The organism is Streptomyces sp. NBC_01077 (genome assembly GCF_045162855.1).
GTDB lineage: Bacteria > Actinomycetota > Actinomycetes > Streptomycetales > Streptomycetaceae > Streptomyces.
The window spans coordinates 8,078,982-8,103,243 of the sequence record NZ_CP108669.1; the positions used below are offsets into that span (position 1 = coordinate 8,078,982).

Sequence of the window (24,262 nt, forward strand, 5' to 3'; positions counted from 1 at the left end):
GAGGTCAGCCGAGCGGGGTGAAGGCGAGGGAGAACGCGGCCGGGGCCGCGTCGAGCCGGTACTCCGGCAGCACCCCCGGTCCGCAGGACTGGGAGCCGATGCCGTGCTGGGCGTGGTCCAGGTGCAGCCACAGGGTGTCGCCCGCCATGAGATCGGTGTGGTGGGCGGCCGCGTCCAGCTGCTCCGTGCTCCAGCGACGGGCGGTGAACGCGAAGACGGGGTCGCCCTCCACCCGTACCCCTGCCGTCGGGGAGGTCAGCTCGACCCACCGGGTGTCGATCCGCGCCCCGTTCTCCTGCGGTCGCAGGTACGGGGTCTGGAGCGCGTCCACCGCCGCGTCCCAGCGACCGAGCCGCGCCGCCGCCCGGGTGTCGGGGTACGCCTCGCCCGGCCCCGCCCCGTACCAGTCCACCCGGTCCAGGGCCGCCGGCAGACCGAGCCGGACCCCGAGCCGGGGAAGGGGCACCCGCCAGTCGCCCTCGGGGACCACGTCGACGTCGAGCCGGAGCGTGGTGCCGTCCGAGGTCCAGCGGTACGTGGTGCGGAGCCCGACGTCAGAGGCGGCCGGCGCGACCCTCGACCGTACGGTCAACCCCATGTCTTCCAGGATGACTTCGTCCGTGCGGTGCCGCATCCGGTGCAGGCCGAGCTCGCGCCAGAGCGGGCCGTGGCGCTCGTCGGGCTGCCAGGGCGCGCCCTCGTCGTTGTCCGTCGGCGCCCGCCAGACGTCGAGGCGCGGTCCGGCCGTGACGGGGAGGGGGCCGAGGGTCAGGAGCGCACCGGTCCGGGCGTCGAGGACGCCGGGGCCGAGGGCGATCCGGCCTCCGGTACGCGCCGGGCGGACGCGCGTCAGGGGAGCCCGGCGGATGGGCGCGGAGGCCGGGATCTGTCCCCAGGCGACCTCGTGTCCGGCGGGCGCCCACGCGGTGTCGTGCGCGAGCAACGCCCTTACCGCCCACAGGGTTTCCGACCCCTGGGGGTGCGTGGGCGGTGCGGGAAGCGCGACCCGGGCGCTTGCTCCGGCGGTGAGCGCGGACACCTCCAGGGGGCCGGTGGCGAGCGTCTCGCCGTCGGCCAGGAAGGACCAGGTGAAGACGAGATGCGCGAGATCGGCCACGTCGTGACGGTTCGTCACCAGGACGGAGCCCGGTCCTCCGTCGGTGATGTGGACCGGCTCGACGACCTTCTTGTACTCCAGGAGCCCCGGCGACGGCGTCCGGTCGGGGAAGAGCAGCCCGTCGCAGACGAAGTTCCCGTCGTGCAGCTCCTCCCCGAAGTCACCTCCGTAGCCGTACCCGTGGACCGGATGGACGAGGCCGTGGTCGATCCACTCCCAGACGAAGCCGCCCTGGCAGCGCTCGTACGTCTCGAAGAGCCGCTGGTAGTCGGCGAGCCCGCCGGGGCCGTTGCCCATGGCGTGCGCGTACTCGCAGAGGATGAAGGGGAGTTGCGCACGGGCTTCGGGTCCGGCGTCGGCCCGGCGGCCGATCTCGTCGACCTCCGGGTGCGGCGGGTACATCCGCGCGTACACGTCGGTGTCCGCGCAGGAGCGGTCGCCCTCGTAGTGGACCAGCCGGGAGGGGTCCCGGTCGCGGATCCACCGGGCCATCGCGGTGAGTCCGGCGCCGGTCCCGCACTCGTTGCCCAGCGACCACATGACGACCGAGGGATGGTTCTTGTCCCGCTCGACGAGGCGGGCCGCCCGGTCGAGCAGGGCGGGGGTCCAGCGCGCGTCGTCGACGGGATTGCCCTGCCAGGCCAGGTCCTCGAAGCCGTGGGTCTCCAGGTCGGCCTCGTCGATCACCCAGAGCCCGTACGTGTCGCAGAGGTCGAGGAAGGCGGGGTGCGGCGGATAGTGGGAGGTGCGGACGGCGTTGATGTTGTGCCGCTTCATCAGCTCGACGTCCTGCCGCATGGTCGCGAGGTCCAGGCTCCGGCCGCGCTCCGGATGGAACTCGTGCCGGTTCACACCCCGGAAGAGCACCCGGCGCCCGTTCACCGTCATGACGCCGTTCTCGACGGCCACCGTCCGGAAACCGATGCGCAGCGGGACGCGCTCCCCGCCGGCCGCGAGCTCACCCTCGTACAGGCGGGGGATCTCGGCGCTCCACGGCTCGACCGCGACCGTGACCGCCTCCCCGGCGGCGAAGTCGAGGCCGAGCTCCGGCACCGTGACCCGGCCCGCCACGTCGCCCCCGCACTCCACCCGCAGGGTGCCGGTGCCGGTGACGTGGTCGTACGAGGCGTGGGTGAAGAAGTCGCCGAGCGCGCCCTCCGGCCGGTGCAGCAGGGTCACGTCACGGAAGACCCCCGGCAGCCACCACTGGTCCTGGTCCTCCAGGTAGGAGCCGGAGGACCACTGGTGGACGCGGAGGGCGAGGACGTTGTCCCGTGCCTTCAGCAGGTGGCCGACGGCGAACTCGTGGGCGAGGCGCGAGCCCTTGAACTCACCCAGCTCCGTCCCGTTGAGCCAGACCCGGGCGCAGGACTCGACCCCGTCGAGGCGGAGGACCGCCCCACCGGACGCCGGCCAGTCGGCGGGCAGGTCGAACCGGCGCAGATGGTCGCCGGTCGGGTTCTCGGTGGGGACGCGGGGCGGATCGACGGGGAAGGGATAGCGGACATTGGTGTAGGCGGGTCCGCCGTACGCCTCCCCCGAGGGTCCGCCGTGCGCCTCCCCCGCGGGGCCGCCGTGCTCCTTGCCCTGGAGCACCCAGTGGCCCGGCACCGCGACGGTCCCCCAGGCGCCGGCGTCGAAGCCCGGCGCGGCGAAGGACTCGTCCTCGGCGTCGGCGGTGGGGGAGAGCCGGAAGGCCCAGTCGCCGTTCAGCGAGAGGGCGGGGGCGTCGGAACGGGCGTACCAGGCGCGGGGAGGGAGCGTGCCGCGGCCGGGGGAGACGTCTTCGTACCAGGGCAGGGCGGACATGGTCCTCCTGTCGGAGAGAGGGAGAGAAAGGGGAGACCCATGACGCAGAAAGCGCTTGTGCTCCGAGATTCATCCCATCGCGCGGGACGCCCGCGCACAACCCCGTCCGGGCGCCGGACCCTTGGACTCTTCGCGGCCCGCCTGGACAGCTCGACGAGCGGCCGCTTAGGGTCGGGGTCCGAATCATCGACGGGCGCCGTTCGCCCGGAACACCGGGAACAGCCGAGGAGCGCACACGTGGTCACCCTCGCCGATGTCGCCCGCCACGCCGGGGTGTCGGCCAGCACCGTCAGCTACGTGCTCAGCGGCAAACGCTCCATATCCGCCCCCACCCGCGAGCGGATCCAGCACAGCATCGACACCCTCGGCTACCGACCGCACGCCGGCGCCCGCGCGCTCGCCAGCAGCCGCACCGACATCCTCGCCCTGATGATGCCGCTGCGCACCGGCCTCTACGTGCCGGTCATGATGGAGATCGCGATGGCCGTCACCACCACGGCCCGCTCCCACGGCTACGACGTGCTGCTGCTCACCGGCGAGGAGGGCCCCGAGGCCGTCCGCCGCGTCGAGGGCAGCGCCATCGCCGACGCCATGATCGTCATGGACGTCGGACTCGACGACCCGCGCCTGCCCTGCCTCCAGGAGGCCGAGCGGCCCGCCGTCCTCATCGGACTCCCCACCGAATCCGCGGAAGCCGCTGACACCGCCGGACTCGACTGCGTCGACCTCGACTTCGAGGCCGCCGGAACGCGCTGTGTGGAGCACCTCGCCGGACTCGGTCACACCCGCATCGCCGTACTCGGCGAGCCCCCCGCCGTCTACGAGCGGGGTACGGGCTTCGCCGCCCGCACCCTCACGGGACTGCGCGCCGCCGCCGAGAACCACGGCGTCGGCCTGCTCCACCGGCCCGTCGACGGCACCTACGCGGCCGTCGCCGCCGCCGTCACCCGCGTCTTCGAGGAACGCCCCGGCACCACGGCCCTCGTCGTCCAGAACGAGGCCGCGGTCGAACCGCTGCTCGCCCTCCTGCGCCATCAGGGCCGCGCCGTGCCCGAGGACGTCTCCGTCGTCGCCATCTGCCCCGACCAGGTCGCCGACCACGCCTCCGTGCCGCTCACCGCCGTCTCCGTGCCCGGGCAGGAGATGGGCCGCCTCGCCGTCGAACGGCTCGTCGGGCGCCTCGCCGGGGAGGAGCCCCGGGGTACGGAGCTCATCCCGCCCCTGCTGACCGCGCGTGCCAGCACCGGCCCCGCCCCGTCCGGCCCCTTCTTGCCCGGCCCCGCCGTCACCGAGGACCGTCGTGGTCACGGCGGACGCTGAGGCCGACGGCAGCGCGGCCGAGTTCCGGGCCTTCTTCGAGCGCCACTACGCCGAACTCGCGCGTCTCGCCCATCTGTTGACTGGCGAGACCGACGCCGCCGACGACCTCGCCGCCGACGCCATGCTCGCGCTCTGGCACCGCTGGGACCGGGTCCGCGCTGCCGACCACCCCGCCGCCTACGCCCGGGGTGTCGTCGCCAACCTCGTCCGCACCCGGATCCGGGGCACCGTCCGCGAGCGGCGCCGGATCGCCGCTTTCTGGGACCGGCGGCCCGACCACACCGAGGACCCGGACGTGCCCGCCGTCGTCGACGTACGGACGGCACTGCGCGCCCTGCCCTTCCGCAAGCGCGCCTGTGTCGTGCTCCGGCACGCCTTCGACCTCTCCGAACGCGACACCGCCCTCGCGCTCGGCGTCTCGGTCGGTACGGTCAAGAGCCAGACCGCCAAGGGCATGGCCGAACTCCAGCGGCTGCTCGGCCCCCACGCCGTCACCGAACTCGCCGCGGGGAGGCGCTGATGGACGAGACACAGCTCCGCCATGAGCTGCGGGAGGCAGCGCTCGCGCACCGGCCCGACCACGCCCGCATGCTCGCCCGGGTGGAACGCGGCCTCGCCGCGCCCGCCCCGGCGACCCGGCCGCCCCGGCCCGCGAGCCGCTGGACCGCGCGGCGCTGGACGGCGGCCGTGGCCGTGGCCGCGGCCGTCGCCGGAGTCGTCGGCCTCGGTGGTCTCGCGGCGACCAGGCTGAACGACCGGCCCACCGCGCCCGCCACCACGCTGCCCGCGCCCGGCCCGGGCGCCCGGGCGGCCGGCACGATCGACCCGGGCAGCAACCGCTGGTGGGCGCAGAACGACCTCGGCCTGACGACGGACACCCCCGTCACCGGCCTCACCGTCGAACTGCGGATCGTGCGCACCGCCGGCGTCGTGAGCACGGGCCACTGGCGCACCCGTCCCGCCGAGGACTTCACCGTGACGGTGACGGAGGAGGGCCGGGACCTCGTCTACCGCTGGACGCTCAAGCCGGGCCGGACGGTCCCGCCGGGCCCCCATGTCTTCGCCGGCCAGTACAACCACGCCGAAGGGGTACGGGACGCCTCGGCCGACACGTACACCGTCGTCCTGACCGGTACGGACGGCGGCCGGTCCACACTGCGCGGCGACTTCGGGACGGCGACGCCGGGGCGGTGACCCACGCGCGACACGCGCCCCCCCGCGCCCCCTTGAAACGTTTCGAGTCATCCCGGCAACCCCACCCTCCTCGGGCGGCGACTTAGGGCTACCTGCCACCGTCGCACCGAAGGAGCCGCACCCCCATGAGTCCGAACGACACAGTTGGATCGCCCCTCCGCCGCCGTACCCTCCTCGGGGCCGCGGTCGCCGGGACGGCCGCCGCCGGTGGCCTCGTGCCCGCCGCTGCCACGGCTGCGGCCACCGCGTTCGGCTGGAGCGACGACGGCGCCCAGTACGTCGTCGACACCGGCGCGGGACTGGTCTTCAAGGTCTCCAAGTCGACCGGCGACCTCACGTCCCTCGTCTACAAGGGCAAGGAGTACGAGGGGTACGGCGGCAAGCACTCGCACGTCGAGTCCGGCCTCGGCGCCTCCACCGTCACCCTGGCGCAGACCGGCTCCACCGTGCTGATCACCGTCGTCCACGGCACCCTGCGCCACTACCTCGCGGCCCGTTCGGGACGGAACAACGTCTATCTGTGGACCGACAAGGCCGACACGTCCTTCACGGCCACCCGCTTCATCGCCCGCCTCAAGCCCGGGATCTTCCCCAACGAGGGCCCCGACTCCTGGGTCGAGGGTGCGGACACCGTCATCGAGGCCGGGGACGTCTGGCAGCGCGCCGACGGACACACCCGGTCCAAGCACTACTCCGGGGTCCGCGTCATGGACTACGACCACATCGGCTACACCACCGGCGCCGTCGGCCTCTGGATGATCCGCTCGAACCACGAGAAGGCCTCCGGCGGCCCCTTCTACCGCTCGCTGCTCCGCCACTCCAACGAACTCGGCGTCGGTCTCTACGAGATCCTCCACTACAACCAGTCCCAGACCGAGGCCATGCGCTTCGGCCTCCAGGGCCCCTGTCTGCTCGCTTTCACCGACGGCGGCACCCCCGACCCGGCCCTCTTCGCCGCCGACCACGACACCACCTGGGTCGACGGTCTCGGCATTCCCGGCTGGGTCGGCGCCGCGGGCCGAGGCCGCGTCGCGGGCGTCGGACTCCAGGGCATGGCCACAAGCCACGCGTACACCGTCGGCTTCGCCAACGCCGACGCCCAGTACTGGGCCCGCGCCGCCGCCGGAACCGGCGCCTTCTCCTGCCGGGGCATGCTCCCCGGTACGTACACCCTCACCGTGTTCAAGGGCGAACTCGCCGTCCACACAGGCACGGTGACCGTGGCCGCCGGCGGCGCCACCGCCCTTCACACGATCACTCCCGCCAACGACCCCGGCACCGCACCCGCCCTCTGGCGGATCGGCGACTGGGACGGCACACCCGGCGCGTTCAAGAACGCCGCCCTCATGACGTACGCCCACCCCGCCGACGTCCGGGCCGCGCCCTGGACCGGGAACGTCGTCCTCGACGGCGGCGACGTCTCCGCCTCCTTCCCCTGCTACCTGTGGAAGGGCGTCAACGACGGCGTCCTCGTGTACTTCCGGCTGACCGCCGTCCAGGCCGCCGCCGCGCACACCCTGCGGATCGGGGTCACCACGGCCTTCCTCAACGGGCGCCCCCAGGTGACCGTCAACGACTGGGTCTCCGCGATCCCCTCACCGCCCACCCAGCCCTCGACCCGGTCGCTGACCAACGGCTCCTACCGGGGCAACAACCACACCTTCACCTACGTCGTCCCGGCGAGCGCCTGGAAGACCGACCCGAGTCAGTACAACGTGCTCAAGTTGAGCGTCGTCAGCGGCTCCTCCGGCACCGGATTCCTGAGCCCGGGCACGGCGATCGACTGCGTCGACCTGCTGGTCTGAGGAAGACGGTGCGGGGAGGGGCTCGGAAAGCCCCTCCCCGCACCGCGCTCCACACCTCACGGGCGTCAGGGACAGGGTGTGCGCGGGTCCCAGTCGCCGAGGTAGCCGGCCCGGGTCGCGGACGCGGCCTCGGCGGACGTGAGTTGAGGACGGTTCTCCGGCACGGTGATCCAGGCGCCCGGGCCGGAGTTGCGGTACTCGGCGAAGCGCTGCGCCTGCCACGGGTAGGTGTCGCGCATGTTCGCGTACGGGGCGACCGCGTCGATTCCCGGACCGAGGACGCTGTCCCGGACCACGAGCGACGGCCAGGCCGTGAGGTCCGAGCCGGGCACCCAGGGCCGGGCCAGCTTGTAGTAACCGTCCGGGGCTTCACCGGTGACCCGGCAGTGGGCGGCGAGGAACCCGTTCGGGTTCTCCCGGGCCGTGGACGGGGCGAAGACGAAGCCGTGCGGGGCCACCGCCAGATCGGGGCGGAGCAGCGTACGGAAGTGGCAGTGCTCGAAGACGGCGGTGGCCCGGCCGAAGACGAAGTCGACGTCACCCTCCACGGAGCAGTGCGCGAAGTACTGGCGGGCGAAGGCCGTCAGGGCCACGGAGTCGGCGTACAGGGTGTCCTGGTGGCCGAGGAAGCGGCAGTGGAAGAAGGCCGACCGGTCGCCCTGCACCTTGAGGGCGACGGCCTGGGTGCCCGGGTTGCCGGGGAGGTCGGTGCGGAGGAAGTCGTTGGCGAAGGTGATGCCGTGGGCGGTGAAGCCGGCCGCCTGGACGGTGGTGGTCGCGGAGCCGGTGGTGCCGTAGGTGCCCCCCTCGGGGCGCGGTGTGCCGGCGGCGTTGGCGTACACCACGACGACGTCCCGGGGGTCGCCGCTCGCGCCGATCCAGGTCATGGCCGTACGGGTGGCACTCACGGCGACCGTCTCCCGGTACGTGCCGGGGGCGAGCACAAGGGTCCGGTCGGTGCCGTTCGCGGCGGTGACCGCCGCCTGCACGGTGGTGTGGTCGCCGAGACCGCCGGGGTGTACGTACAGGGTCCCCTCGGTGAGCCGGTGCGCGGGCGAACCGTACCGGCCGAAGGGGCGGGCGCGTGGCGGAGCGGTGGCCGAGGCGGGTGCGGCGGGCAGGGCCAGGGCGAGTGCGGTTCCGGCGGCGCCCAGAAGCAGGGAGCGGCGTCCTGGTACTGCTCCGGTGGGGTATGAGGGCATGCGGGGGTCCTCCTGGAAGCGGGTGGGGCTCAGCAGGAGCGGCCGGCGCCGGCGCCGTGGCCGACGAGGGCGGGTACGGCCCGCGGGTGGTCGACCCGGGTGCGCAGGACGGGGGTCCAGCCGGCGTCGGCCCGCAACAGCTCCTCGGGGAACTGGGTGTTGTGGACGGCGAGGAGGTCGACCGGCCTGCCGTTCACGTAGTTGCCGACGGTCGTGACGGGCGCGTCCTTCCACTTCTTCAGGATCTTCCCGGCCGGCACGCCCTCGGCGAGCGTGAACGCGTTCTTCTCCGCGAAGAGTTGGGACTCCTGCCCGACGCCGAGGCTGTACGCGTAGGCCGAACTCGCAACCACGAAGTGGTTGTTGTACACGTCGACCTGTCCGAACCGGACCCGGGGCGCCCGCTCGATCACGTTCTTGAAGAGGTTGTGATGGAGGGTGACCCGCAGCTTGCCCCGGTCGGTGGCGCCCGCGCTGTCGCTGTTGCCGATCATCAGGGTCTTGTCGTGGTCGGTGAAGACGTTCCACGAGATCGTGACGAGGTCCGCGCCCCGCACGACGTCCAGCTCGCCGTCGTGCTGCTGGTAGACCTCGCCGTAGTACGAGGGCAGCGAACTGTCCGGGTGGGTCCCGTCGGTGAAGGTGTTGTGGTCGATCCAGACATGGGTGGAGCCGTACACGACGAGGCTGTCGTACTCGGAGTTCCACGCCCCGGTCGCACCGTCCGTCGGGTCCCACTGCGGGAAGCAGTCGAGCGGGCTCTCCAGGGTGAGGTCGCGGACCACGACGTTGTCGACGCCCTGCACCTGGAGGCTGCCGCCGGTGATCCCGGCGTCCTTGCCCACGCCGACGATGGTCGTGTTCGCGGGCACCTTGACCTTGATGGCGTCGCCCTGGGTGGTCGCGGAGGCCGCCCGCAGGTCCTCCTGGGGGCCGCTGACCACGTTCTCGTACCCCCAGACGGCGGGGTCGTAGTCGGCGAGGTAGCGGGCGAAGTCGTAGCCGGGGGCCTCGAAGGCGGCGCAGCCGGCGGCGGTGGCGTTGAGCGTGCCCACCACCTTGACGATCCTGGGCTCGGTGCCGGGCACGGCCAGCGCGTTCCGGAACTCCTCCCAGGTGGTGACGGTGAAGACCCTGGAGGTGACGGCGGCGGCCCCGCCGGTGGTGCCGGTCCCCTCGGACGCCCAGCCGTCACCGGCCGGCAGCGTGGCGCGGGCGGGGTCGGCGCCGGGGCGCGGGGCGGCGTGGGCACCTGCGGCGGGGGCGGTGACCGTCAGGGTGAGGGCGGCCGCGGCCACCACCCCCCGTCGTGTGCGTCGGTTCACGATCGGCTCTCCTCGAACTCGGAAGCGATAAGGGAGGGTTCGGGCCAGGTGATCAGGTCTGCGGGTATCTCGTCGTCCGTGCGGCGCGTCTCGCGCGGTGCGAGGACATGGGTGCGGAGCAGCTCGGCGGCGGCCAGCCGGGCCACCTCGATCGCTCCCGGCGGGTTGAAGTGGGTGTTGTCCTGCTCGGTCGCCGTCCAGTTGAAGTACGTCTTGGTGGCCTCGGGGCCGAGCCGCTGCCACAGGGCGAGCGACAGCGCCTCGATGTCGAGGAGCGGGACGTCCGCCTCGCGGGCGGTCTCCCGCATCGCCGCCGGGTACGCGCCGAGCGTCCGCACCGCGGTGCCGTCCACGTCGAACTTGCGTCGCTCGACGGAGGTGGCGAACACGGGGAGGGCGCCGCGGGACCGCGCGCCCTCGACGAAGACCCGCAGGTTGTCCTGGTAGGTGGTCCAGGGCTCGGTGTAGCGGGTGGGGTCGGCGACCTTCTGGTCGTTGTGGCCGAACTGGATGAGGAGCAGGTCGCCGGGCCGGAGCGCCGCCAGGATGACGTCGAGCCCTCCCTCGTCGAGGAAGCTCTTGCTGCTGCGTCCGTTGACGGCGTGGTTGGCGACCCGCACGCTCCGGTGCAGGAAGAAGGGGAGGGCCATGCCCCAGCCGGTCTCGGGCGCGGCGTCGGCGTACTTCTGGGCGGCGGTGGAGTCGCCGGCGATGAAGAGGGTGCGCATACGGGGGTGTCCTTGGGAACGGGCCGGGGGAGCCCCGGCCAGGGCGAGCGCGAGGCCCGCCCCGGCCGTGACCACCGCGCGGCGGCCTACGCTCACTGGTTCTGCTGCTTCCATTCGGCCTGCGCCGCGTTCAGCTGCTCGGCCAGGTGGTCGAGGAACTCCTTGGCCGTGGACTTGCCGAGCAGGACCTTCTGGAAGCCGGGCTCGTTGTCGGCCTTGGAGATCGTGTTCCAGTCCGGCAGGTAGTACGGCAGCTCCACGATCGTGGCCTTGCCGCTGAAGAGGACCTCGGCGCCGAGCTTGGTCGGCTCCGCCTCCTGGAGCCACGGGTCCAGCGCGGCCTCCGTGTTGGCGGGGATGGCGCCGGCCGACTTGTTCCACTTGCTGTTGGAGGCGTGCGAGGCCGCGAACTCGATGAACTTCCAGGCGGCGGCCTTGTTCTTGCCGGAGGAGAAGAGACCGAGACCGTCGACCGGGTTGGAGACCTGCACCCGGGTGCCGTCGTCGAGGGTCGGGTTGGGGATGCCCCGGAACCTGTCCGTGCCGAGTGCCTTCACATGGTCCTGGTAGGAGCCCAGGTTGTGGTTCAGCATGCCGATCTGGCCGCTGTCCCACTGGGCGACCATCTTGGTGAAGTCGTTGTTGACGTCGGCGGCCGGGGTCGTCTTCTTGAACAGGCCGGCGTACTTCTCCAGGGCGGCCACGTTCTTCGGATCGTTGACGGTGGTCTTGTCGCCGTTCCAGAAGCTCGTGATGCCGCTCTGGCCGTACATGGCGTCCAGGGCCTGCGCGATCGAGCCCGCGCCGCCGCGGATCGTGTAGCCGAAACGGTTCTTGTCGGTGGCGGTCAGCTTCTCCGCCGCCGCGTAGAACGCCGACCAGGTGGAGGGCTCCTGCAGCCCGGCCGCCTTGAACAGATCGGTGCGGTAGTACAGCACGCCGTTGCTCGCGGAGGTCGGGACGGTGAACAGCTTGTCCTGTCCGCCCGCCGCCCTCACGCTCGCGACCATGCCGGCGTTCAGCCTGCCCTTGAGCGCGCTGTCCTCGATCCGCGCGTCCAGCGGCTCCAGGGCGTTCTGCGCGGCGATCCCGGCGAGCATCGCCGCGCCGACACCGCCGACGTCCGGCAGGGCACCGCCCTGGATCGCGGTGTCGTACTTCGACTGGACCTCCTTGGAGGCGATCCCGACGTACTCGACGTCGATGTCGGGGTTCGCCTTCTCGAAGTCCGCGATGATCTCCTTCCACACGTCGGTGCGGACACCGCCGTTGTTGTCCCAGAAGGTGATCTTTCCCTTGCCCGATCCCTCGGTGCCCTTGTCGCCGCCCGCGCCGCTGCCGTCGTCACCGCAGGCGGTGGCGGTCAGGGCGAGGACACCGGACAGGGCGAGGGCGAGGGCGGCTCTGCGCCGTCCGCCGGGGAAGATGGTCATCGTCGGCTCTCTTCTCTCGGGGTGTTACGGGATCTCTCGGGGTGTTACGGGGATGAGGTGTGGGGGAGTTCGGGGCGGGGCGCCGAGGAAGGAGCGCCCCGGGGGGATGTCGTTCAGGCGGTGGTGACGCGGAAGGCGGAGAACACGGCCGTCCCGGCGTGTCCCGCGCCCTCCGGCGCCCCGGCGAACAGGCCGAGCAGCGCGCCGACCCAGCGCCAGGGCGTGGCGGCGAACTCCGGACCGAGTCGGACCGGGCCGTCAGCTGTGTCGTCGGCGGTATATGAGAAACGGCAGCGCGCGTCCGCCGTGACCTCGATCCGGAGCAGGACCCGCTCCCCGGTCACCGGCCGGGAGTGCGCCGCGTCCCGTTCGTGGTCCGCATGGGACGGGGCGAAACGGTGCACGAGCCGGGCCGTACCGTCGGGGGCACGCTCCAGGCCGATCCACGCGTACGCGTCCCCCAGGACGACGAGCCCCGCGCGGGCCCCGGCCGCCTCCGAGTCGAGCCGCAGCCCGACCTCGACGACCACGGCCCCGGCGGGCAGCCGCTGGGTGAGGACGTGCGGTCGGGAGCGGAGATCGTCGAGCCGGTCCGTACGGACGCAGCCGAGGCGCAGGCCGTCGCCCGTGTGCTGACTGGCCCAGCCCTCGCCCGGGTTGGCGGTCCACTGCCACTGACGGCCGAACCGGCCGCCGGGAAACGTGTCGTCCACCGCCGGCCGCGCGGGCGGCTGCTCCGGAAGGTCCGGCTTGCGGTGCACCCGGACCGGGGCGCCCTCGTCTCCGAGCACGGGCCAGCCGTCCGCGTCCCAGCGCATCGGCTGGAGATGGACGAGCCGGCCGTGCGCCCCCGACTGCTGGAAGTGCAGGAACCAGTCCTCACCGCGCTGGGTGCGCACCCAGCCGCCCTGGTGCGGGCCGTTGACGTCGGTGTCGCCCTGCGCGAGGACGGTCCGTTCCTCGTACGGACCGAGGAACGACCGCGACCGGAACGCGCCCTGCCAGCCGGTGGCCACACCTCCGGCCGGTGCGAAGATCCAGAATTGGCCGTCGTGCCGGTACAGCTTCGGGCCCTCCAGGGTGAACCAGCCCGGTATCCGGTCGGCATCGACGAGGATCCGGCCCTCGTCGAGGACCTTCGTCCCGTCCGGGCTCATCCGGTGCCCGGTGAGCCGATTGTTGAAGCCGGCTCGGGACCTGGCCCAGCCGTGCACGAGATACGCCTCGCCCGACTCCTCGTTCCACAGCGGGCAGGCGTCGATGAGACCCGGGCCTGCCTTCACCAGGTGCGGGGCCGTCCACGGGCCGCGTACGGAAGGGGCGTTGACCTGGAAGATCCCGTGGTCGGGGTCGCCCCAGAAGATCCAGAACCGCCCGTCGTGGTGCCGGAACGAGGGGGCCCACACCCCGCGGTCGTGCCGGGGCTCCGTGAACGCGGCGGCCGGTTCGAGCCGCTCCAGGGCATGGCCGACGAGCGTCCAGTTGACCAGGTCCCGGGAGTGCAGCAGGGGGAGGCCGGGCGCGCGGCCGAAGCTGGAGGCCGTCAGGTAGTAGTCCTCGCCGACCCGGACCACGTCGGGGTCGGACCAGTCGGCGGCGAGGACGGGGTTGCGGTAGGTGCCGTCCCCGAGGTCCCCGGTCGCGGTGACCGCACCGGCCCCCTTCACGACGCCACCGCCTTGCGGACCAGGGCCGCCGCCTCGTCGCGGTCGAGGCGGCCGTCGGCGACGACGGTCACCACCCGGCGTACGAAGGTCTCCCCGGCCGTCACCGGAAGACGCCCGTCGTGGGCGAGCGAGGAGCCGACCCCCGGGTACTCGGCCGCCCGGACGAACCACGGGTCCTCACGGGTCCGGGCCGTCGCCCCGGCGAACACCAGGGTCCAGCCCTCGCCCACGAGCGCCACCCAGTCCGAGCGGACCCCGTGCACCGCCTCCTCGCCGTCCGCGTCCGCCGCCGCCCCGAACACCACCGGCGCCTTCGTCTCCTTCGGCGCGCGCCAGAAGAAGCCGCCGTACGCGGCACCCGGCCGGCCGTTCGTCGCGGGGCTGCCGATCGACAGGTCGCGGCCGGACACATTGGCGAGGGAGAACGTGAGGTCGAGCGCCCAGGCGGCCTCGGTGAGCGCGGTGGCCGCCACCGTCCGGTGCTCGCGGAGCAGCCGCTCGCCCCCGGCCGTCCAGGTCAGCTCCTCCACGAAGCCGTCCGGGTCGCACAACTTGAACCCGTCGTGCCGCTGCACGCCGTGGTTGTCGAGCTCGACGGACCCACGGTCGCGTACGAAGGTGCGTCCGCCCCAGAAGTTGTGGCCCGCGACATCGGGCACGGCGATGCCCGCCCCGAGATGGTGCGGATGGTCCTCGGGCACGGTCTCGGTCACCGGGCGACCGGCGAGCGTGGTGACCGGGTGCAGGTACGGCCGGGGGGAGTGGTCGAGGGCGAGACCGGGCCGGGTCGTGTAGCGGGCGACGGTGCGGCCCGCGCAGCGCAGGACCGCCGGAGGCTCGGGGTTCATCGGGCCTCCGCCCGGGTCGACGGGGCCCAGGAGGCGCCGAGTTCGGAGAACAGCCTGAGTCCGGCGGCACTGGCGTCCACCAGGGCGTCGACACCGTCGACGACCCGGCGCGGCGCGCTCTCGCCGGGCTCGGTGTGCCAGTGCGCGGCAGGTATCGCCAGCGGGTCGGGAGCCGTCCGTACCGCCTCCACGACCCGCATGAACGCGCCGGTCGCCGCCGGCGGCACCCACAACGGCTCGCCGTCGGTGACGTGCGCGACGAGGTTCTCCAGGAGGTCGGTGCGGCCGTACTCGGTCTCCACCGGGCCGTGCCCGGCCCGCTGCACGAGCACCCGGTCCTGCCGGTACCAGAAGGTGATCCGCCCTTGGGTGCCGTGGACGACGACGTACGGCTCCGAGGACTGCTCGGCACAGAGCGTCGCCGCGACGGTGACCTGGGTGCCGGCCGAGGTGACGACCCGTACGGCGGAGGTGTCGTCCGACTCGATGGCGTGGGCGTGCAGCAGCTCGGTCTCGATGTGGTCGACGTCCTCGGCCCGGGTGGAGCCCGACAGCGCGAGCGCCGTGGCGACGGCGTGGGCGAGGGGGTTGGTGAGCGCCCCGTCGACGACGTCGACCCCGCCGAGGCGCCGGTGGCCCGCCCAGGGGGCGCGCCGGAAGTAGGCCTCGTCACGGACCCAGGCCCCGGCAGCGCCGACGCCGAGGAGTTCGCCGATCGCGCCCTCCGTGACCATCCGGCGGATCGCGGGCACCGCGTGCGAACCCAGCGACTGGAAACCGATCTGGCAGGCCACCCCGGCCGCCTCGACGCCGTCGGCCATCCGGCGGAACTCCGCGTACGACGGGGCGGGTGGCTTCTCCAGGAGGATGTGCGCCCCGTGCCGGGCAGCGGCGAGCGTCATGTCGGTGTGGGTCTGGATGGGGGTGCTGAGCACGGCGATCCGGGCGCCGGTGGAGGCGAGGAGCGCCTCGAAGTCGGCGGACTGCTCCGGGTCTCCGATGCCGTCGAGCTCGGCCGCGTCGAGCGGGCGCAGCTCGCAGACCCCGGCGAGCCGGACGAGTCCCCGCTCTTCGAGACGGCGGATGTTGAGGAGGTGGCTGCGGCCGTGGCCGCGGGCGCCGGCGAGGACGACCGGCAGGGGGGTACGGGTGTCACGGGGGCCCGCGGTGGGTGCGGTGTCCGGGGTGCGTGCGGTGTTCATGTCTTCCCTGTTGGTACGTGCTGTGTCGGTTCCGGCCGTCTCGCTCATCCCTTCACCGCCCCGGCACTGAACCCGGTGACCAGCCACTTCTGGATGAAGGCGAAGACGATGACGACGGGCACGGCGGCGACGACCCCGCCCGCGGCGAGCGCCCCGAGGTCGACGCTGTCGGCGCCCATGAGGGTGTTGAGGCCGACGGGGATCGTCTGCTTGTCCTGGCTGCTGAGGAACATCAGGGCGAAGAGGAAGTGGTTCCAGGCGTGCACGAAGGCGAAGGAGCCGACGGCGACGAGACCGGGCCGGAGCAGCGGGAGGACGACGATCCGGAAGGCGGAGAAGCGGTTGCAGCCGTCCACCCAGGCCGCCTCCTCCAGGGAGTACGGCACGTTCCTGATGAAGCCGCTGATCAGGATCATCGAGAGGGGGAGCTGGAAGACGGTCTCGGCGATGATCACGCTGCCCAGGGAGTTGATCATCCGTAGCTCGGCGAAGATCTGGAACAGCGGGACGAGGAGCAGGGCGCCCGGCACGAACTGCGAACAGAGCAGGGCCAGCATGAAGCCCTTCTTGATCCTGAAGTCGAAGCGGGCGAGCGCGTAACCGCCGGCCAGCGCGACGACGGTGGTGCTGATGAGCACCGCGACCCCGATGAGCAGGCTGTTCTGGAAGAAGACGCCGAAACTCCGCTCGTTCCAGACCTTCTCGAAGTGCGCGGTCGTCATCGGCCAGGGCAGCAATGAGGTGGAGCCGGCCGGGCGTACGGCGAAGAGCAGGATCCAGTAGAAGGGGATCAGGGTGAAGAGGAGGTAGATCCCGAGAGGCAGGTAGATCTGCCAGCGGGGCACCTCGTCCCAGGCCCTGCGCTTGGCGCGGGCGACGGAGGGCGGGGTCCGGTCGGGCGGCTGCGCGGCCCGGGGCGGGGTCACGTCGGCCGGGGCCGGGCTCAGGGTGGACTCGGCTGTCACTTGCCGTCGCCTCCGAACTTGCTCAGGCGCAGATAGACCATCGAGCAGAAGAGAAGGATCACGAACGCCACCGTGGTGAGGGCGGAGGCGTATCCGAAGTTGTGGGCGTCGACGCTGGTGTGGGCGATGTACAGCGGCAGGGTGGTCGTCTCGCCCGCGGGGCCGCCGCCGGTCAGCGTGTACAGCAGGTCGACGTTGTTGAACTCCCAGACCGCGCGCAGCAGCGTGGACAGGACGATCGCGTCCCGGATGTGCGGCAGGGTGATGTGGACGAACTGGCGGACCCGGCCCGCCCCGTCGACCTCGGCCGCCTCGTACAGGTCCTTCGGAACGGACTGGAGGTCGGCCAGGATGAGGATGGCGAAGAAGGGCACTCCGCGCCAGAGATCGGCGATGATCGCCGCCGGGAACACGGTCGAGGTGTCGGATAGCCAGGACGTGCCGTAGGTGCCGAGGCCCATGTCCGCCAGGTAACGGCTGATCCCGGTCTGGGAGTTGTAGAGCAGCACCCAGATCGCGGAGGTCAGCACGCCCGAGACGGCCCACGGGGAGAAGACGAGGGCCCGGCCCAGGGCGCGGCCGACGAACGTCTGGTTCACGATGAGGGCGAGTGCGAGACCGAAGAGGAGCTGGAGCGTCACCTCGACGACGACCCACTTGAGGCTGAACGTCAACGTCCCCCAGAAATGCGGGTCGTCCGTGAAGATCCGGGTGAAGTTGTCCGGGCCGGCGAAGCCGTTCCGCCAGGGCTTCGTCGGGTTGTAGTGCTGGAGGCTGTAGTAGAAGACGCTGAGCACCGGGTAGGCGATGAAGCCCAGCATCAGCAGTCCGGCGGGGGCGATCAGCAGGTACGGCAGTCGGCGGGGGGTCGCTCCCGTGCGACGGCGGCGCCGTGCCGTGACGGCTTGGGGCGGTGGGGTCACAGCTGAGGCCATGACGGCGGCTCCGTTCTCGGTGAAGCGCTTCGCGAACGACGTTCGAGATTTCGGACAGGGTGGGGCGGGTGGAGCTGATGGCGCTGATGGGGTCGGCGGGGCGGTGCGGAGGGACGGACCGGCCGTGCGGTGCGGTGCGGCGGGGTCTCAGCCCGCGTACGGATCGGGGGTGGTGCCCGGACGCGCCAGGAACTCGAAGTCGCAGCCGGTGTCGGCCTGGGAGATCTGCTCCATGTAGAGCGCGCCGTAGCCGCGCTCGTACCGCGCCGGCGGAGGTGTCCACGAGGCCCGGCGGACGTCCAGCTCCTCGTCCGTGACGTGCAGGTGGAGGGAGCGTGCCGCGACGTCGAGGGTGATCGTATCGCCCGTACGGACGAGGGCAAGGGGTCCGCCGACATGGGACTCGGGAGCCACGTGCAGCACGCACGTCCCGTAGCTCGTGCCGCTCATCCGGGCGTCGGAGATCCGCACCATGTCCCGTACGCCCTGTTCGAGCAGGTACCGGGGGATGGGCAGCATGCCGTACTCCGGCATCCCGGGCCCGCCCTTGGGGCCCGCGCCGCGCAGGACGAGCACGTGCTCGGGCGTGATGCCGAGCGCCGGGTCGTCGATGGTCCGCTGCATCGACCGGTAGTCGTCGAAGACGACCGCCGGACCGGTGTGCTTGAGCAGGTGCGGCTCGGCCGCGATGTGCTTGACGACCGCACCGTCGGGGCAGAGGTTGCCCCGCAGCACCGCGACCCCGCCCTCGGTGGCCAGCGGCCTCGAACGGTCGCGGATCACCTCCGCGTTGTGGATCAGCGCGCCGTCGAGCTGCTCCCGCAGGGTGACGTGGGAGACGGTCGGGCGGTCCAGATGCAGGACGTCCGTGAGCCGGGAGAGGAAGCCCGGCATTCCGCCCGCGAAGTGGAAGTCCTCCATCAGGTACTGCCCGCCGGGCCGCAGATTCGCGAGCACCGGAACCGTCCGCGCGATCCGGTCGAAGTCGTCGAGCGTCAGCTTCACCCCCGAGCGCCCCGCCATCGCGATCAGATGGATCACCGCGTTGGTCGAGCCGCCGAGCGCCAGGACGGCGGCCACCGCGTCCTCGTACGCCTCCCTCGTCAGGATCCGCGACAGCCGCAGGTCCTGCCGTACGAGCTCCACGATGCGCAGCCCCGAAGCGGCCGCCATGCGGTCGTGCCCCGAGTCCACCGCCGGGACCGAGGAGGCACCCGGCACGGTCACGCCGAGCGTCTCGGCGGCGGCGGTCAGCGTGGACGCCGTCCCCATCGTCATGCAGTGCCCGGGGGAGCGGGCGAGACCGCTCTCCAGCTCCGCCATCTCGCAGTCGCCGAGGTTCCCGGCCCGCTTCTCGTCCCAGTACTTCCACATGTCCGTACCGGAACCGAGGGTCTCGCCCCGCCAGTGCCCCGGCAGCATCGGCCCCGCCGGAACGAACACCGTCGGCAGGTCGACCGAGGCCGCGCCCATCAGCAGTGCCGGAGTCGTCTTGTCGCAGCCGCCCATCAGCACCGCCCCGTCCACCGGGTACGAGCGCAGCAGCTCCTCCGTCTCCAGGGCGAGGAGGTTGCGGTAGAGCATCGGGGTCGGCTTCTGGAAGGTCTCGGAGAGGGTGGAGACCGGGAACTCGAGCGGGAAGCCACCGGCCTGCCACACCCCCCGCTTCACGGCCTGGGCGCGGTCGCGCAGGTGCACGTGGCAGGGGTTGATGTCGGACCAGGTGTTGAGGATCGCGATCACCGGCTTGCCGAGGTGCTCCTCGGGGAGGTAGCCGAGCTGCCGGGTGCGGGCCCGGTGGCTGAACGAACGGAGGCCGTCGGTGCCGTACCACTGGTGACTGCGCAGATCCTCGGGGCGGCGGGGCGTGCCCGCGGCGGCCGTGTCCGGGTCGCCGCTCATATCGGCCACCCGGCGGCGATCGTGGCGACCTCGGACCGCTCGCTCTCGGGGAGTTCGCGGCTCGGCGGGCGGACCGCGCGGCGGCAGAGGCCGAGGGAGGCGAGTGCCTCCTTGACCACGGTCACGTTGTCCGCGCTGCCGTTGGCCGCGCGCAGCTCCTCGAAGCGGCGGATCCGCTCCCAGACCTTCATCGCTGTCGGGTAGTCGCCGGCCCGCAGCGCGCCCAGCATCTCCAGGGAGAGCGCGGGGGAGACGTTGACCAGGCCGGAGGTGAATCCGGTGGCGCCGCTCGCGAAGTAGGCGGGCGCGTACGGCTCGGCCAGCCCGGCCACCCACACGAAGCGGTCGAGGCCCGCGTCCCGGGCGAAGCCGGCGAACCGGGCCGCGTCGGGGACCGCGTACTTCACCCCGACGACATTGGGGCAGACGGCGCCGAGCTCGGCGAGCCGGGCCCCGCCGATCAGCGGGTTACGGATGTAGGGGACGACCCCGAGTTCCGGGACGGCCTCGGCGATGGCCCGGTGGTAGTCGACCCAGCCGCTCTCGGAGACGTACGGGTGGACCGGCTGGTGGACCATCACCATGTGGGCGCCCGTGGCGCGGGCGTGCTGGGCCGCCTCGACCGCTGTCGGCACGTCGTGGCCGACGCCGACCAGGATCGCGGCGCGGTCGCCGGCCTCGTCGACGGTGACCTCGGTGAGGGAACGGCGCTCGTCGGGGGTGAGGGCGTAGAACTCGCCGGTGTTGCCGTTGGGGGTGAGGGTGCGGACCCCGCCGTCGAGGAGCCGGCGCAGCAGCGCGCGGTGGGTGACGGTGTCCACGGAGCCGTCCTCGGCGAACGGGGTGACCGGGATGGCCACGACGTCGGCCAGGGCGGTCCTCAGGGTGTCGAATTCGATGCTCACGTGCTGCCCGCTCATTCGCTGATCAGGGGGGACTGGGGGAAGGCGCGCTCGACGAACGAGGCGATGTGGTCGTGCACGGCCAGGCCCGCGGCGTCGACGTCGCCCGCGTCGGCCAGCCGCAGGATCTCCTCGTGCTCGGCGGCCTCGCGCTCCCAGGAGGGGACGGCGGCCCAGGCGACCGTGGAGACCAGTGCGGCCTGGTCACGGACCTCGTCGAGCATCCGGCCGAGCAGCGGGTTGCCGCAGGGCAGGTAGAGCGCGCGGTGGAAGTCCCGGTTGGCCAGGGACCGTTCGGCCGGGTCCTCCGCCCCGGCGGCACGGCGCAGGGCCTCGTGCGCCGCGTCGAGCGGGGCGCGGGAGGCGACGGCGCGGCGGACCGCCTCGGGCTCCAGGAGCAGCCGTACGTCGTAGACGGCGCGGGCCATGTCCGCGTCGACCATCCGGACCGTGACGCCCTTGTACTGGCTCATCACCACGAGCCCGCTGCCCGCGAGGGTCTTGAGCGCTTCGCGGACCGGGGTCTTCGACACCCCGAAGCGCGCGGCGAGTTCGGTCTCCACGAGTGCCTGGCCGGGTCTCAGTCCCCCGGTGAGGATGTCGTGCTTGATCGCTTCCAGGACGTACTGGGTGCGGGAGGGGATGGGACTGGGGGCGAAGGCCATGGCGCGCTCTCAGATCTCATGTATCGCGTCTCATATATGACGTACGAAGTGCAACGGGCATGAAGCTAAGGGGGCGTTCGTGTTTCGTCAATGCTTCGCGCAAACGCTTTCTACGAAGTGACCCGGCCTGACGCTGCTGGTGGCCCCGGGGGTGCGGGGGAAGGCCAGGGCCCGGTGACCGTCACGGTCCCCGACCACACGGGCGCACCGGCGGCCGTCTACGAGGTGACCCGTACGCCGGAAGGGCCCCGGGCGACGGTGACCGGGACGGACCTCCCGTACGCGGTACGGGTCCTGCAAGCGGATGGATCATGACGGGGACGGCCCGTAGGGTCGGGCCATGACGAACACTCGGACGATACGAGGTCCCGAACAGCGCAAGAAGGACGTCCTCGCGCGGCTGGCGCAGGAGGTGGACATCTGGGTCGCCTCGGCGAGCGCCGAGGGGACGCCGTACCTCGTACCGCTGGCCTTCCACTGGGACGGCACGGACATCTGGCTGTGCACCCGGCTGACGAACCCCACCGGCCGCAACCTCCATGACGGAGGACGGGCCCGCCTTTCACTCGGGCACACCCGGGACGTCGTCCTGCTCGACGGCGAGGTGACGACCCTCGCCGTCGATGACGTGCCGACGGCGGCCATCGAGGCGTTCGCCGCGAAGTCGGGCTGGGACCCTCGCAGCTCCGGCCCCGCGTACGTCTGGTTCCGGGTCAGGCCCACCGCCGTGGAGGCATGGCACGAGGAGCCTGAGATCGTCGGGCGTCACCTCATGCGGGACGGCGTCTGGGCGGTCTGAGGCAGACGGAGAGCCCCGGCACCGGAAGGCTCGGTGCCGGGCTCTCGGGTCGGTTCCGCCGGTCCCTCAGCCGGCGACGTGAGGGGGGCCCGAACTGTCCCGTACGGTCAGGGCGGGCGTGAGGAGTTCGACCCCGGCCGTGTCCTCCCCGGCAGGCCGGCCGAGGCCGGCGATGAGCCGTTCCACCGCCCTGCGGCCCAGCTCCTGCGCGGGGATCGCCACCGAGCTGAGCGGCACCGAGGCCTGGGCGGCGATCTGGCCGGCGCAGACCGCGACCACCGACACGTCCTCGGGCACGGCCCTGCCGGTGCGCCGCAGCAGTGCGAGCAGCGGCTCGACGGCCGTCTCGTTCTGCACGACGAAGGCGGTGACCCCGGGCCGCTCGTCGAAGATCCGGGCGAGCACCCCCGCGACGGCGTCATGACCGCCCTCGCACGGCCGGTGCAGCAGCCGGACCCCGAGCTCGGCCGCCCGGTCGCGCAGCCCGCGCAGGGTGCGCTCGGCGAAGCCCGTATGCCGCGCGTAGACACCGGGGGACTCGCCGATGACCGCGATCTCCCGGTGCCCGAGGCCGGTCAGATGCTCGATGCACAGCGCTCCGGCCGCCGCGAAGTCCAGATCGACGCAGTTCAGCCCCGTGGGGTCGGCGGGCAGCCCGACCAGGACGGCCGGCGGGCCCGCCGCGCGCAGCACCGGCAGCCGCTCGTCGTCGAGCTGGACGTCCATCAGGATCACCGCCTCGGCGAGCCCGCTGCCCGTCACGCGGCGCAGCGCCGAGGGCCCTTCCTCACCGGTGAGGAGCAGCACGTCGTAACCGTGGGCGCGGGCTGCCGTCGCGACGGCGACCGCGATCTCCAGCATCACCGGCACGTACATGTCGGTGCGCAGCGGGACCATCAGTGCGATGATCCGGGAACGGCTGCTGGCGAGCGCGCGGGCGCCCGCGTGGGGCTGGTATCCGAGCTGCTCGATGCTGGCCCGCACCCGCTCCCGGGTGGGGTCGGAGATGGGTCGCTTGCCGCTGAGGACATAGCTCACCGTGCTGGCCGACACTCCGGCGTGCCGGGCGACCTCGGCAAGCGTGACCATCCGTTCTCCCCGCGGGCCGTGACTGAGGTGAAGCGATGCCCATGGTGGTGAATCGCTTCGACGACGGCTGTCGAACGATCGCTTCGACGGCTCAGCGAGACCGTAACGCGGGTGTGTTGACGTGTCCAGAGAAGTGGGTCAAGAAGATCGAAGCGCTTCGACGAGCGAGGCGTCGCCGCTGAATCGCCGGAGTTCGCCCGGGTGTCGGGAGCCGAGCGGGGACATGCCTCCGTCCGCCCCGTGCCGGGCGAGCAGATCCAGGACGAGCCGGTACGGGATGGCCGCGGGTCGCGGTTCAGGGGCGGAGGAGGACCTTGCCCACGCTCGGGTCGCCGCCGCCCACCAGGGCGAGCGCCTCGCCGAACCGCTCAAGGGGCAACTCGTGGGTGATGAGCGGGGCCGGGTCGAGCAGTCCGAGCGCGAGGGCGCGGACGGCGTCGGCCCAGGCGGCGGAGGAGGCGCCGAAGACGCTGCGGATCTCCAGCTGGCTGACGGACAGATGGAACGGGTCGATCCCGGTGGCCCCCGCCGTGAACATGCCGGTGAGTACGACCCGGCCGCCCCGGCGGGCGAGCAGGCACGAGGAGGCGGCCGTGGTGGGCGCCCCGGCGGTCTCCACGACCAGGTCGAAGCGTCCGGTCTCGCCGTCGGCCTCGGCCGGGGTGAGGGCCCTGCTCGCGCCGAAGGCCAGGGCTTGTGCCGCCCGGGCCGTACGCGGGTCCACGACGGCCAACTCGGCCGGGGAGGAGGCGGCGAGCCACTGGACGGCGAGCAGGCCGAGCGTTCCGGCGCCGACCACGGCGATCCGCTCTCCCGGGCGCGGCCCGCCCGCGCGTACTGCCGCGGCGACGACGGCGGCGGGTTCGAGCAGGGCGGCGGCCCGGAGATCCACCTCGTCCGGCAGCGGGCGAAGAAGCCGGGCGGGTACGAGGACGTGGTCGGCGAACGCGCCCGGTTCGGTGAAGCCGGTCTCGGCGTACCCCGCGGTGCAGAGGCTGGTCTCCCCGTACCGGCAGCGCTCGCACCGGCCGCAGGACCGGAAGCCCTCGGCGACGCACGGCCGGCCCAGGAGCGCGGGATCGACTCCCGGACCGATGGCGTCCACGGTGCCGGACCACTCATGGCCGGGGACGATCGGGTAGCGGACGTACCCGGGGGCGCGGCGGCCCTCGTACACCTCGCGGTCACTCATGCAGATCCCGGCGGCGGCGACCCTCACCCGTACCTCGCCGGGGCCGGGTGAGGGGACCTCCCGTTCGACCAGCCGGTGCACGCCGGGCCGTTCGACGAGCACGGCGCGGCTCGTGGCGGTGGAATGGCCGACGGCCTCGGCGTCGCGATCGGGGCTCGCGGCG

The 24,262-nt window shown here is 72.5% G+C and carries 21 protein-coding genes; 6 read left to right on the top strand and 15 right to left on the bottom strand.

Annotated elements, in window-relative coordinates; all coding sequences use genetic code 11:
- Nucleotides 1-4: 4 nt before the first annotated feature.
- Nucleotides 5-2,926, bottom strand: a complete 2,922-nt coding sequence (locus OG462_RS36455) for a glycoside hydrolase family 2 TIM barrel-domain containing protein (RefSeq protein ID WP_406064478.1) — start codon at nucleotides 2,924-2,926, stop codon at nucleotides 5-7.
- Nucleotides 2,927-3,163: 237 nt separating this feature from the next.
- On the opposite strand from OG462_RS36455, the gene OG462_RS36460 reads away from it, so the two are divergent.
- The 4 genes from OG462_RS36460 (at nucleotide 3,164) to OG462_RS36475 (ending at nucleotide 7,245) form a co-directional block, all read left to right on the top strand.
- On the top strand, nucleotides 3,164-4,246 hold the full coding sequence (locus tag OG462_RS36460; RefSeq protein WP_406064480.1) for a LacI family DNA-binding transcriptional regulator: 1,083 nt from the start codon (nucleotides 3,164-3,166) through the stop codon (nucleotides 4,244-4,246).
- On the top strand, nucleotides 4,227-4,766 hold the full coding sequence (locus OG462_RS36465; protein ID WP_406064482.1) for a SigE family RNA polymerase sigma factor: 540 nt from the start codon (nucleotides 4,227-4,229) through the stop codon (nucleotides 4,764-4,766). The genes OG462_RS36460 and OG462_RS36465 overlap by 20 nt, the downstream gene beginning before the upstream one ends.
- Nucleotides 4,766-5,440: a hypothetical protein gene (locus tag OG462_RS36470; protein WP_406064483.1), complete on the top strand. Its 675-nt coding sequence runs from the start codon at nucleotides 4,766-4,768 to the stop codon at nucleotides 5,438-5,440. Before OG462_RS36465 ends, OG462_RS36470 begins: the two co-directional genes overlap by 1 nt.
- A 125-nt stretch (nucleotides 5,441-5,565) precedes the next feature.
- Nucleotides 5,566-7,245 (top strand): rhamnogalacturonan lyase B N-terminal domain-containing protein, encoded by a 1,680-nt coding sequence (locus OG462_RS36475; protein ID WP_406064485.1) that lies wholly within the window; start codon nucleotides 5,566-5,568, stop codon nucleotides 7,243-7,245.
- A gap of 65 nt (nucleotides 7,246-7,310) precedes the next feature.
- Here OG462_RS36475 and OG462_RS36480 read toward each other — a convergent pair whose 3' ends face one another.
- From OG462_RS36480 to OG462_RS36535, 12 genes are all read right to left on the bottom strand, one after another.
- On the bottom strand, nucleotides 7,311-8,447 hold the full coding sequence (locus tag OG462_RS36480; RefSeq protein ID WP_406064487.1) for a pectinesterase family protein: 1,137 nt from the start codon (nucleotides 8,445-8,447) through the stop codon (nucleotides 7,311-7,313).
- A 29-nt stretch (nucleotides 8,448-8,476) separates the two neighbouring features.
- On the bottom strand, nucleotides 8,477-9,772 hold the full coding sequence (locus OG462_RS36485) for a polysaccharide lyase family 1 protein (protein WP_406064489.1): 1,296 nt from the start codon (nucleotides 9,770-9,772) through the stop codon (nucleotides 8,477-8,479).
- Complete coding sequence (locus OG462_RS36490; RefSeq protein ID WP_406064491.1) at nucleotides 9,769-10,596, bottom strand: rhamnogalacturonan acetylesterase; 828 nt, start codon at nucleotides 10,594-10,596, stop codon at nucleotides 9,769-9,771. Before OG462_RS36490 ends, OG462_RS36485 begins: the two co-directional genes overlap by 4 nt.
- Nucleotides 10,593-11,933 carry an ABC transporter substrate-binding protein gene (locus OG462_RS36495; protein WP_406064493.1) on the bottom strand — a complete coding sequence of 447 codons (1,341 nt, stop codon included), beginning with the start codon at nucleotides 11,931-11,933 and terminating at the stop codon, nucleotides 10,593-10,595. Before OG462_RS36495 ends, OG462_RS36490 begins: the two co-directional genes overlap by 4 nt.
- Nucleotides 11,934-12,046: 113 nt before the next feature.
- A complete protein-coding gene (locus OG462_RS36500; RefSeq protein WP_406064495.1) occupies nucleotides 12,047-13,600 on the bottom strand; it encodes a family 43 glycosylhydrolase in 1,554 nt (517 codons plus the stop codon).
- Nucleotides 13,597-14,448, bottom strand: coding sequence for a PmoA family protein (locus tag OG462_RS36505; protein WP_406064497.1), 852 nt, complete (start codon nucleotides 14,446-14,448; stop codon nucleotides 13,597-13,599). The genes OG462_RS36500 and OG462_RS36505 overlap by 4 nt, the downstream gene beginning before the upstream one ends.
- Entirely contained in the window at nucleotides 14,445-15,650 is a 1,206-nt protein-coding gene (locus OG462_RS36510) for a Gfo/Idh/MocA family protein (protein WP_406064499.1), read from the bottom strand. Before OG462_RS36510 ends, OG462_RS36505 begins: the two co-directional genes overlap by 4 nt.
- Before the next feature lie 44 nt (nucleotides 15,651-15,694).
- Nucleotides 15,695-16,576: a carbohydrate ABC transporter permease gene (locus OG462_RS36515; protein WP_406066855.1), complete on the bottom strand. Its 882-nt coding sequence runs from the start codon at nucleotides 16,574-16,576 to the stop codon at nucleotides 15,695-15,697.
- A 35-nt stretch (nucleotides 16,577-16,611) separates the two neighbouring features.
- A complete protein-coding gene (locus OG462_RS36520; RefSeq protein ID WP_406064501.1) occupies nucleotides 16,612-17,550 on the bottom strand; it encodes a carbohydrate ABC transporter permease in 939 nt (312 codons plus the stop codon).
- A gap of 147 nt (nucleotides 17,551-17,697) precedes the next feature.
- On the bottom strand, nucleotides 17,698-19,452 hold the full coding sequence (gene araD, locus OG462_RS36525; protein WP_406064503.1) for an L-arabinonate dehydratase: 1,755 nt from the start codon (nucleotides 19,450-19,452) through the stop codon (nucleotides 17,698-17,700).
- On the bottom strand, nucleotides 19,449-20,372 hold the full coding sequence (locus OG462_RS36530; RefSeq protein ID WP_406064505.1) for a dihydrodipicolinate synthase family protein: 924 nt from the start codon (nucleotides 20,370-20,372) through the stop codon (nucleotides 19,449-19,451). Before OG462_RS36530 ends, araD begins: the two co-directional genes overlap by 4 nt.
- Nucleotides 20,369-21,019, bottom strand: a complete 651-nt coding sequence (locus OG462_RS36535; protein WP_406064507.1) for a GntR family transcriptional regulator — start codon at nucleotides 21,017-21,019, stop codon at nucleotides 20,369-20,371. The genes OG462_RS36530 and OG462_RS36535 overlap by 4 nt, the downstream gene beginning before the upstream one ends.
- A 174-nt stretch (nucleotides 21,020-21,193) precedes the next feature.
- On the opposite strand from OG462_RS36535, the gene OG462_RS36540 reads away from it, so the two are divergent.
- Together OG462_RS36540 and OG462_RS36545 are read left to right on the top strand one after the other, a co-directional pair.
- Entirely contained in the window at nucleotides 21,194-21,334 is a 141-nt protein-coding gene (locus OG462_RS36540; RefSeq protein ID WP_406064509.1) for a hypothetical protein, read from the top strand.
- Between the two features lie 25 nt (nucleotides 21,335-21,359).
- Nucleotides 21,360-21,818, top strand: coding sequence for a pyridoxamine 5'-phosphate oxidase family protein (locus tag OG462_RS36545; RefSeq protein WP_406064511.1), 459 nt, complete (start codon nucleotides 21,360-21,362; stop codon nucleotides 21,816-21,818).
- Nucleotides 21,819-21,884: 66 nt separating this feature from the next.
- On the opposite strand, the gene OG462_RS36550 is transcribed toward OG462_RS36545, so the two are convergent.
- Together OG462_RS36550 and OG462_RS36555 are read right to left on the bottom strand one after the other, a co-directional pair.
- A complete protein-coding gene (locus tag OG462_RS36550; protein WP_406064513.1) occupies nucleotides 21,885-22,907 on the bottom strand; it encodes a LacI family DNA-binding transcriptional regulator in 1,023 nt (340 codons plus the stop codon).
- A 295-nt stretch (nucleotides 22,908-23,202) separates the two neighbouring features.
- Entirely contained in the window at nucleotides 23,203-24,201 is a 999-nt protein-coding gene (locus OG462_RS36555) for a zinc-binding dehydrogenase (RefSeq protein WP_406066856.1), read from the bottom strand.
- Nucleotides 24,202-24,262 lie beyond the last annotated feature (61 nt).

Bases quoted from the DNA above. Each gene is read 5' to 3' on its own strand.
- OG462_RS36455 (WP_406064478.1), bottom strand. From the start codon at position 2,926: ATGTCCGCCCTGCCCTGGTACGAAGACGTCTCCCCCGGCCGCGGCACG.
- OG462_RS36470 (WP_406064483.1), top strand. From the start codon at position 4,766: ATGGACGAGACACAGCTCCGCCATGAGCTGCGGGAGGCAGCGCTCGCG.
- OG462_RS36475 (WP_406064485.1), top strand. From the start codon at position 5,566: ATGAGTCCGAACGACACAGTTGGATCGCCCCTCCGCCGCCGTACCCTC.
- OG462_RS36480 (WP_406064487.1), bottom strand. From the start codon at position 8,447: ATGCCCTCATACCCCACCGGAGCAGTACCAGGACGCCGCTCCCTGCTT.
- OG462_RS36495 (WP_406064493.1), bottom strand. From the start codon at position 11,933: ATGACCATCTTCCCCGGCGGACGGCGCAGAGCCGCCCTCGCCCTCGCC.
- OG462_RS36505 (WP_406064497.1), bottom strand. From the start codon at position 14,448: ATGAACCCCGAGCCTCCGGCGGTCCTGCGCTGCGCGGGCCGCACCGTC.
- OG462_RS36510 (WP_406064499.1), bottom strand. From the start codon at position 15,650: ATGAACACCGCACGCACCCCGGACACCGCACCCACCGCGGGCCCCCGT.
- OG462_RS36520 (WP_406064501.1), bottom strand. From the start codon at position 17,550: ATGGCCTCAGCTGTGACCCCACCGCCCCAAGCCGTCACGGCACGGCGC.
- araD (WP_406064503.1), bottom strand. From the start codon at position 19,452: ATGAGCGGCGACCCGGACACGGCCGCCGCGGGCACGCCCCGCCGCCCC.
- OG462_RS36530 (WP_406064505.1), bottom strand. From the start codon at position 20,372: ATGAGCGGGCAGCACGTGAGCATCGAATTCGACACCCTGAGGACCGCC.
- OG462_RS36535 (WP_406064507.1), bottom strand. From the start codon at position 21,019: ATGGCCTTCGCCCCCAGTCCCATCCCCTCCCGCACCCAGTACGTCCTG.
- OG462_RS36545 (WP_406064511.1), top strand. From the start codon at position 21,360: ATGACGAACACTCGGACGATACGAGGTCCCGAACAGCGCAAGAAGGAC.
- OG462_RS36550 (WP_406064513.1), bottom strand. From the start codon at position 22,907: ATGGTCACGCTTGCCGAGGTCGCCCGGCACGCCGGAGTGTCGGCCAGC.